General features: G+C 62.7%; 8 protein-coding genes and 1 pseudogene. All 9 read right to left on the reverse strand.

What is annotated here, in order from left to right; all coding sequences use genetic code 11:
• A pseudogene (locus tag EN969_RS09880) lies at window positions 1-496 on the reverse strand (branched-chain amino acid ABC transporter permease); the annotation flags it as partial.
• A gap of 4 nt (window positions 497-500) precedes the next feature.
• Window positions 501-1406, reverse strand: coding sequence for a branched-chain amino acid ABC transporter permease (locus EN969_RS09885; RefSeq protein ID WP_013533158.1), 906 nt, complete (start codon window positions 1404-1406; stop codon window positions 501-503).
• Window position 1407: 1 nt separating this feature from the next.
• Window positions 1408-2142, reverse strand: a complete 735-nt coding sequence (locus EN969_RS09890) for an ABC transporter ATP-binding protein (RefSeq protein WP_127419096.1) — start codon at window positions 2140-2142, stop codon at window positions 1408-1410.
• Complete coding sequence (locus EN969_RS09895) at window positions 2139-3200, reverse strand: ABC transporter ATP-binding protein (RefSeq protein WP_244514266.1); 1062 nt, start codon at window positions 3198-3200, stop codon at window positions 2139-2141. The genes EN969_RS09890 and EN969_RS09895 overlap by 4 nt, the downstream gene beginning before the upstream one ends.
• A complete protein-coding gene (locus EN969_RS09900; protein WP_063167471.1) occupies window positions 3139-4110 on the reverse strand; it encodes a biotin-dependent carboxyltransferase family protein in 972 nt (323 codons plus the stop codon). The genes EN969_RS09895 and EN969_RS09900 overlap by 62 nt, the downstream gene beginning before the upstream one ends.
• Window positions 4100-4975, reverse strand: coding sequence for a carboxyltransferase domain-containing protein (locus tag EN969_RS09905; RefSeq protein ID WP_013533154.1), 876 nt, complete (start codon window positions 4973-4975; stop codon window positions 4100-4102). Before EN969_RS09905 ends, EN969_RS09900 begins: the two co-directional genes overlap by 11 nt.
• A gap of 9 nt (window positions 4976-4984) precedes the next feature.
• A complete protein-coding gene (locus tag EN969_RS09910; protein WP_127419097.1) occupies window positions 4985-6349 on the reverse strand; it encodes an acetyl-CoA carboxylase biotin carboxylase subunit in 1365 nt (454 codons plus the stop codon).
• Complete coding sequence (locus EN969_RS09915; RefSeq protein WP_013533152.1) at window positions 6349-6582, reverse strand: acetyl-CoA carboxylase; 234 nt, start codon at window positions 6580-6582, stop codon at window positions 6349-6351. The genes EN969_RS09910 and EN969_RS09915 overlap by 1 nt, the downstream gene beginning before the upstream one ends.
• Before the next feature lie 66 nt (window positions 6583-6648).
• A partial coding sequence (pxpA, locus tag EN969_RS09920; RefSeq protein WP_127419098.1) for a 5-oxoprolinase subunit PxpA occupies window positions 6649-7311 on the reverse strand: 663 nt, incomplete at its 5' end.

Below are 7311 nucleotides of genomic sequence, written 5' to 3' on the forward strand. Positions count from 1 at the left end.
CGAGCATCGCGAAGGTCGCGATCGAAGCCGCGATGCCCGATAATCGCATCAGCACCCGCCCGAAGATGAGAGCGGCGAGGGCGGCGAACAATGCTGCCAGCATAGCCGATTGCCAGTACGGCAATCGGGTCGCCAGCAGCCATTCGGGCAGTCCCGGCAGCGAACCGCGTTTCATCATCGGATTGATGGTGAGCCACGCGGCCGCGTAGGCGCCAAGGCAGGTGAAGCCGATATGCCCGAAGCTGAGAACGCCCGAATTCCCGATAAAGATGTATAGGCCCACGACGAGGATGACACGGACGAACACGTCGATCACCGTCTGGTTGAAGGGCCGCGATCCGGTCATCACCGTGATCAGCGCGATGGCCAGCAGCAGCAGAGAAAGCAGGACCGGTGTCAGGATTGTGCGGCGGGCAAGCGCGAAGCGGGCGGGCTTTCGCTCGGCAGCCGGGGCACCGGCAGCGGTAGAGTTGGTGAGGGAGGCGACGACACCCATGAAATCAGATCCTTTCCTTGGTGCCGCGCGCGGCAATAAGCCCCTGTGGGCGGAAGAGGAGGACGAGGATGACCGCTCCATAGACAAAGGCATCGCGGAATGGCCGGGCGTCGATGGGCAGCATGACTTGCATGATCACCGAGGCGGCACCCAGCAGGAAGCCGGCGAGCACGGCTCCCCCGAGGCTGCCGAGGCCGCCAATGACGGTGGCGATGAAGGCCATCAACATGATCGAGGCGCCCATCTGGATGTCCAGCGTGCCTGTCTGGGCGCCAAAGATCAGTGCAATGGCGGCGGCCAACGCGCCGGAGAGGGCGAACGCGCCCATGATAACCCGGTTCGCACGCACACCCAGCATTCGGGCCATCGAGAAGTTCTCGGCCGCCGCCCGCATCTCCAGGCCGAAGCGGGTTTGACGCAGGAACAGTGTCAGGCCGATCAGGATGACCATCGTGGCCACGATCGTTATGAGCTGGAGGAGGGGAAGCCTGGCACCAAGGATCTCCACCGGCTGGGACAGTTCGGGCAGCAGCGAGATCGATTTCGGCCGACTGGAGAAAAGCATGAGCAGGAAGTAGCGAATGACGAAACCGAGCGCGAAGGAGGCGATCATCATGGTTGCCGGATTTGCCTGACGGAACCGCCTGAAGACGACGATTTCGCACAGCACCGACAGCCCGGCCCCGCAGAGGAGCACGAATGGCAACAGCAGGTACCACGGCAATTGGCCGGCGAAGACGATGGCCATTGCGTCCGTAGACGGCCATAACAGGGCGAAGACGCAGAAGGCGATGACGTCGCCATGCGCGAAGTTCACGAGCCGCATGACGCCGAAGATGAGGGCAATGCCGAGCGCCCCGAGCGCGTAGAGCGAACCAAGCGAGAGTGCGTCGAACAGGATCTGAAGCATCTCAATTGTCCTCGTAGCCGAAATAGGCAGCCTGGATCGCCTCGCCATTGCCGAGCGTCCGCGCGTCGCCATCGAGCACGATCTGTCCGCCACGCATCAGGATCATCCGCCCGCCCACCATCATCGCCCGGGCCGAGCTCTGCTCAACGATCAGGAGCGTGAGCTGGCGCTGCGCACGCAGCGCGATCAGCCGCTCGTAGACCTGGTCGTTGATGTTGGGGGCGAGGCCCAGTGAAGGCTCGTCGATGGCTACAAGCCGCGGATTGGTCATCAGCGCGCGGCCGATGACCAGCATTTGCTGCTGCCCGCGGGACAGCAATCCCGCCTGCCCGTGCCGCCTCTCTTTCAGCATCGGGAAGGTTGCGTAGACGGCTTCGAGTTCGTCGGCCGCTCGGCTGCGCCAGCCGCGTTCGCGGGCGTGCATGCCGGTTCCGACCAGAAGGTTCTCTTCGGTCGTCAGCGAGCCGAAGACATCGCGCCCCTCCGGCACCATGGAGAATCCGAGCCGGGCGATGTTCTCCGGCGCCTGGCCGGTGATCTCATGACCTGCAAGGTCGATCCGGCCGCCCGCCACCGGCGTAACACCGGCGATCGCGCGCAGCAGCGAAGACTTCCCGGCTCCGTTCGGGCCGGTGATGAACAGGATTTCTCCCTCGTCCATGGAGAAGGAGACATTGCGGACCGCCGTGAGACGGCTGTAGCGGATGGTGATGTCGGAAAGGGCGAGCAGGCTCATTCCATCGCCTCCAGCACAGGCAGGTCGGTGTTCGCGGCCGTGCCCATATAGGCGTGGCGCACCTTCTCGCTGTCGCGGATCGCGGCAGGCGGTCCTTCCTCGATAATCGCTCCGGAATCGAGCACGACGATATGCTGGCAAAGGCCGAGCACCAGCCCGACATTGTGCTCGATGAGCAGGACACCACAGCCGAGATCGCTGGCGATGTGTCTTATCAGGGCGGAAAGCTCCCGCGCCTCCAGTGCGCTCATGCCAGCCGCGGGCTCGTCGAGCAGGATGTATGCGGGCCGTCCCATCAGGGCGCGGCCAATGGCGACGCGGCGCTCGTCCGTGTATGGCAACGTTCCGGCGATGCGGGTACCCAGCGCACCGATGCCTATCCAGTCGAGCATCGCTTCCGCTTCGGCGATGGCAGCGCGCCGGCTCATTCCCAGGCCAACGCCGGTCACTTCCAAATTGTCCAACACAGGCAGGTCGCGGAAGAGCCGCCCACCCTGAAAGGTGCGGGCAATGCCGCGCCGCCGGACCTGATGCGGCTTGAGACCCGTGAGTGCTTCCCCGTCGAGCTTGATGGTGCCTTCCGTCGGTGCCTGGAAGCCGGTCAGCACGTTGACGAGCGTGGTCTTGCCAGCGCCATTCGGGCCGATGAGGCCACTGATGCGGCCGGGCGTAATTTGGAGGTCTACCGATGACAGGGCCTTCAGCCCCGCAAACGATACCGAGACGTTCTCCGCGCTCAGATGACTCATGACCCTTTCCTTCTTTCTACCGACGGAAAGGCGCGAAGCATCCGGCCTTGCGGCCAGCCACGTTGCAAATGTCTTCCCCTGTCGGTTCCGGCGGTCTCTAGCGGACTGCTCGGGTGCCAAATTCACGCCGTTGCCCGGCGTCGTCTTGTCGTTTCGCGCACCGGATTTTGTCTTCCGCCACGCGCGGTCGGTTTTGGCCGGCCGATCTCCTCGCCTCCGGCTCCTCCGCCGGCATTCCCGGCTGACGTCAGCCGGCCAGATGCCCTTCAGCACGCGCCAGCGCGGCGCGCTGTTCGGTTCGCGCGGCAAGCGCGTCTTCCAGCGTCACCGGGACGAAGCGCGCCGGGGTGTGCGGCTGGAGCTGGGCGATAAGGTCCATGTCGGCCGATATCACCACGCCCAGCATCATATACCCGCCACCCGAAACCGCGTCCCGGTGAAGAACGATCGGCTCAGTGCCACTCGGCACCTGGACGGATCCGTAAGGATAGCAGGCATCGACGATGTTCGAGGGGTCGGAGCCCGCACCGAAAGGCTGCTCGCGCTCGACGAATTCCAGCGGCGTTCCGCCGCGGAAGCGATAGCCGATACGGTCGGCTTCGGGCGCGACCTTCCAGGTTTCCTCAAAGAACCGATTGCCGGCAGCCTCAGTGATCCGATGCCAGTATATGCCGGGAAGCATTCTGAGTTCCGCCGGACTATTGCGCGCGCGGCGCAGATTTGCAGGCAGTGAAAGACCGGCTTTGCCGGAACCTTCGCCGAGGGGAAGCTCATCGCCCGCTTTCAGCGTGCGGCCCTGATGGCCGCCAAGCGCGCCCAGAATGTAAGTCGAGCGCGAACCGAGAACCACGGGTACGTCGATGCCGCCGGAGACGGCCAGATAAGCGCGCGCGCCGCCCTTGAGGAAGCCGAAAGAAAGTCGGTCACCGGCCTTCACCGGAAAACTTTCCCACGTCGACCGTTCCTCGCCATTGAGTTTGGGTGGGAGCTCTCCACCTGTGACGGCGACGACCGCGGATTGGGTGAATTCGAGTTCGGGACCCATGAAAGTGGCTTCGAGCACCGCGGCACCCGGATCGTTGCCGACAAGCAGGTTTGCGATGCGTGTCGCAAAGCGGTCCATGCCGCCGCCTTCTGGAATGCCGACATGATAGTGGCCGGGTCGGCCAAGGTCCTGCACGGAAGTGGAGAGGCCGGGAGAGATTACCTTAACGGCCATTGATAAGCTCCATCAGCTTTGCATTGGTGCCGTAAATGTCGCTGTTGAAATCCTTCAGGCTGAAGGTGCACTCGCGAACCGTCGGCTGCCACCGATTGGCTTCGATTTCCTCAAGCGTGGCGTCGTAGTCATCGCGGCCAATGGCCTTGAACTTGACGATATCGCCTGGCTTGAACAGGCACATGTCATCGGCGAGGTAGCGCACCTTCCTGGTCGGGTCGTAGATCGGGGCCGGGGTTATGCCATACATCTGGTAGCCGCCAGCGCCGCGTACCGAATAGATCGCTGCAAAGCAGCCGCCATGGCCAATGGTGAGCTTGGGAGTGTCGGTGCGTGGACGCAAGTATTTCGGCGCCTGAATCTGTTTCTTGCGCTCAACCATCTGGTACAGGAAGGGCAGTCCGGCGACGAAGCCGACCATCGATACGAACCAGGGCTGGCCGGAATAGGCCTCGATAAACTCTTCCACCGTGGCGTAGCCGTTGATGCGTGCCGAATATTCAAGATCGGTGGAGGAGGGGTCCTGATGGCGCTCGCGGAAGCGCAGGCAGGTTTCACGCGTCCATGGATCCTGGAAATAAACCGGCAGTTCGATGATCCGGGTCTTCAGCACCGGGTCCGACTTCGAGGCGGCCTCTTCCATCGACTTCAGTTCGCTGAGCAAATCCTGCGGCTTGACGATGTCGGGGTTGAAGCGAATCTGGAAGCTGGCGTTGGCTGGGCAGATCTCGGTGACGCCTCGGATGCCTGCCGTACGCACCGCATTGGTCATCGAAAGGCCGGTAAAGAAGGAGGTGAGCGACATTTCTTCGGACACCTCGCCGAAGATATGTTCGTCACCGCCGAAGTTGAATCGTATCGACATCGGTCCTCCTTAACCCGCCAATGCTGCGGCGTTTTCGATGAGCCAGCCTTCCAGCCAGCGGGTATGCACGTCTCCCGCCCGCATCGCCGGATCGGCGGCCAGCGCAAGAAACAGCGGCTTGGTGGTCTTGAGCCCGCCGATCTTCAACTCGTTGAGCGCGCGGATCAGGCGCACTATCGCCGCCTCGCGCGTCTCTGCATGCACGATCAGCTTGGCAAGCAGCGAGTCATAAAAGGGCGGCACCTGATAGCCTTGATAGAGCATCGAATCGAAGCGTACGCCCGGACCGCCGGGAATGCGAAGCTCGGCCACCTGCCCGGGGAATGGAGCGAACTCCTTCGCCGGGTCTTCGGCATTGAGCCGGACTTCGATCGCATGCCCTTTGACGGAGACATCGCTTTGCCGGATCCGCAGCTTCTCGCCGCCGGCGATGCGAAGCATCTCCGCAACGAGGTCGATGCCGGTGATCGCTTCGGTGACCGGGTGCTCGACCTGGATACGGGTGTTCATCTCGATGAAGTAAAAGCGGTCTGCTTCATCGTCGTAAAGATACTCTACCGTGCCGGCACCAGAGTATTTGACCGCCTTGGCCAAGGCGACCGCTGAAGCGCAGAGCTCTTCGCGCAGCCTGTCTGAAAGTGCGCGCGACGGCGCCTCCTCCCAAACCTTCTGGCGTCGCCGCTGCAGCGAGCACTCCCGCTCGTAGCAGTGGATGGCATCGCTTCCGTCTGCCAGCACCTGCACCTCGATATGGCGGGCCTTGCCGATCACCTTTTCCATGTAGAGACCACCATCGCCCAAGGCGGCGAGGGCTTCTGCTTCGGCCTGAGGAAAGGCTTGTTCGAACTCGGCAAGCGAGTTCGCGATGCGGATGCCCCGCCCGCCGCCGCCTGCCGCCGCCTTGATCATCACCGGAAAACCGGTTGCGGTCAGCACCTCGTGGCCAGCCTCGAGGCCCTCGACCCGGCCAGCCGAGCCTGGCACGACGGGGACACCTGCAGCGGCAGCGGCCGATCGCGCCGAGACCTTGTCTCCCATCATCCGGATCGCATCTCCCGACGGGCCGACGAAGACCAATGCAGCGCCTGTGACCGCGTCGGAAAACGCGGCATTCTCGGCAAGGAACCCATAGCCTGGATGAACACTGTCGCAACCGGTGTCGCGGGCAGCCTTCAGAATTGCTTCGACATTGAGATAGGACTTCTTTGCAGCTGGTGGGCCGATGTTGACCGCTTCGTCCGCAAGCTGGACGTGGAGCGACTCGGCGTCTGCGGCCGAATACACCGCCACGGTGGCGATCCCCAGATCTTGCGCGGCCCGGATGATCCTGACCGCTATCTCGCCCCGGTTGGCAACCAGAAGCTTTTTCAGCATCAGTCGAGATCCGCAATAGGTGCGCCGGCCATGATGGGATCCTCATTGTCGGCAATGAAGCGGATGTTCGTACCGGCCGTCTCGGCCCTCACTTCGTGGAACGACTTCATCACTTCGATGAGACCGATTACGTCTCCGGCGGACACCGCGTCGCCATCCGCCTTGTATGGCGGCTGGTCTGGCGAAGCGCTGCGATAAAAAGTGCCGGGAAGAGGTGAAAGAATCTGGGCCATAAAAAGCTCCGGAAAACTGCGGACAGACTAATCTGGAACCGCCCGCGCGGGCGGGTTCGGTCGAGTTCAGTGCCAGGGGGCGATTGCGGTGCGCACGGCCCGGGCTATTTCGATGGCGTTCGGCGTATCGGAATGCACGCAGATGGTTTCGCAGCGTACAGGGAAGAAACTGCCGTCCTCTGCCGTGCCCTCGCCCTCCCTGATGGCGCGTACGCACCGCTCGGCCATCTCTGCGGGGTCCTTGGCGTCATGAACGCGTGTCAAGATCAGCTTGCCGGAGGCATCGTAGTCGAGATCGGCATAGAACTCAGCGACAAATGGGATACCGCGCTCTTGATAGATCTTCTCATGCAGGGTGCCCGTCATGCCGAAGAGGGGTACGCCGAAAATCTCTGCCGCGTCGCACACGCCATGGGCTATTGCCTCCTGCTGCATGGCCATGAAGTAGAGGCTGCCATGCGGCTTGATGTGGTGGAGTTCCACACCCTCGGCCTTGAGGAAGCCGGCAAGCGCTCCCACCTGGTAAATGATGGTGTTTCTGACTTCTTCGCGGGTCATCCGCATCTCGCGCCGGCCGAAACCCTGAATGTCGGGCAAGCCTGGATGGGCGCCGATCTTTACGCCACTCGCCTTGGCGCTGCGGACGGCGGTGTGCATGTGATCCGGATCGGAAGCGTGAAAACCACAGGCGACATTGGCAACGTCGATGATGGGCATCATGCCCATATC

The organism is Mesorhizobium sp. M7A.F.Ca.CA.003.01.2.1 (genome assembly GCF_003998945.1).
GTDB classification, from domain to species: Bacteria; Pseudomonadota; Alphaproteobacteria; order Rhizobiales; family Rhizobiaceae; genus Mesorhizobium; species Mesorhizobium ciceri.

Coding starts and splice junctions, on each gene's coding strand:
- EN969_RS09885 (WP_013533158.1), bottom strand. CDS start 1,406: ATGCTTCAGATCCTGTTCGACGCACTCTCGCTTGGTTCGCTCTACGCG.
- EN969_RS09890 (WP_127419096.1), bottom strand. CDS start 2,142: ATGAGCCTGCTCGCCCTTTCCGACATCACCATCCGCTACAGCCGTCTC.
- EN969_RS09900 (WP_063167471.1), bottom strand. CDS start 4,110: ATGGCCGTTAAGGTAATCTCTCCCGGCCTCTCCACTTCCGTGCAGGAC.
- EN969_RS09905 (WP_013533154.1), bottom strand. CDS start 4,975: ATGTCGATACGATTCAACTTCGGCGGTGACGAACATATCTTCGGCGAG.
- EN969_RS09910 (WP_127419097.1), bottom strand. CDS start 6,349: ATGCTGAAAAAGCTTCTGGTTGCCAACCGGGGCGAGATAGCGGTCAGG.
- EN969_RS09915 (WP_013533152.1), bottom strand. CDS start 6,582: ATGGCCCAGATTCTTTCACCTCTTCCCGGCACTTTTTATCGCAGCGCT.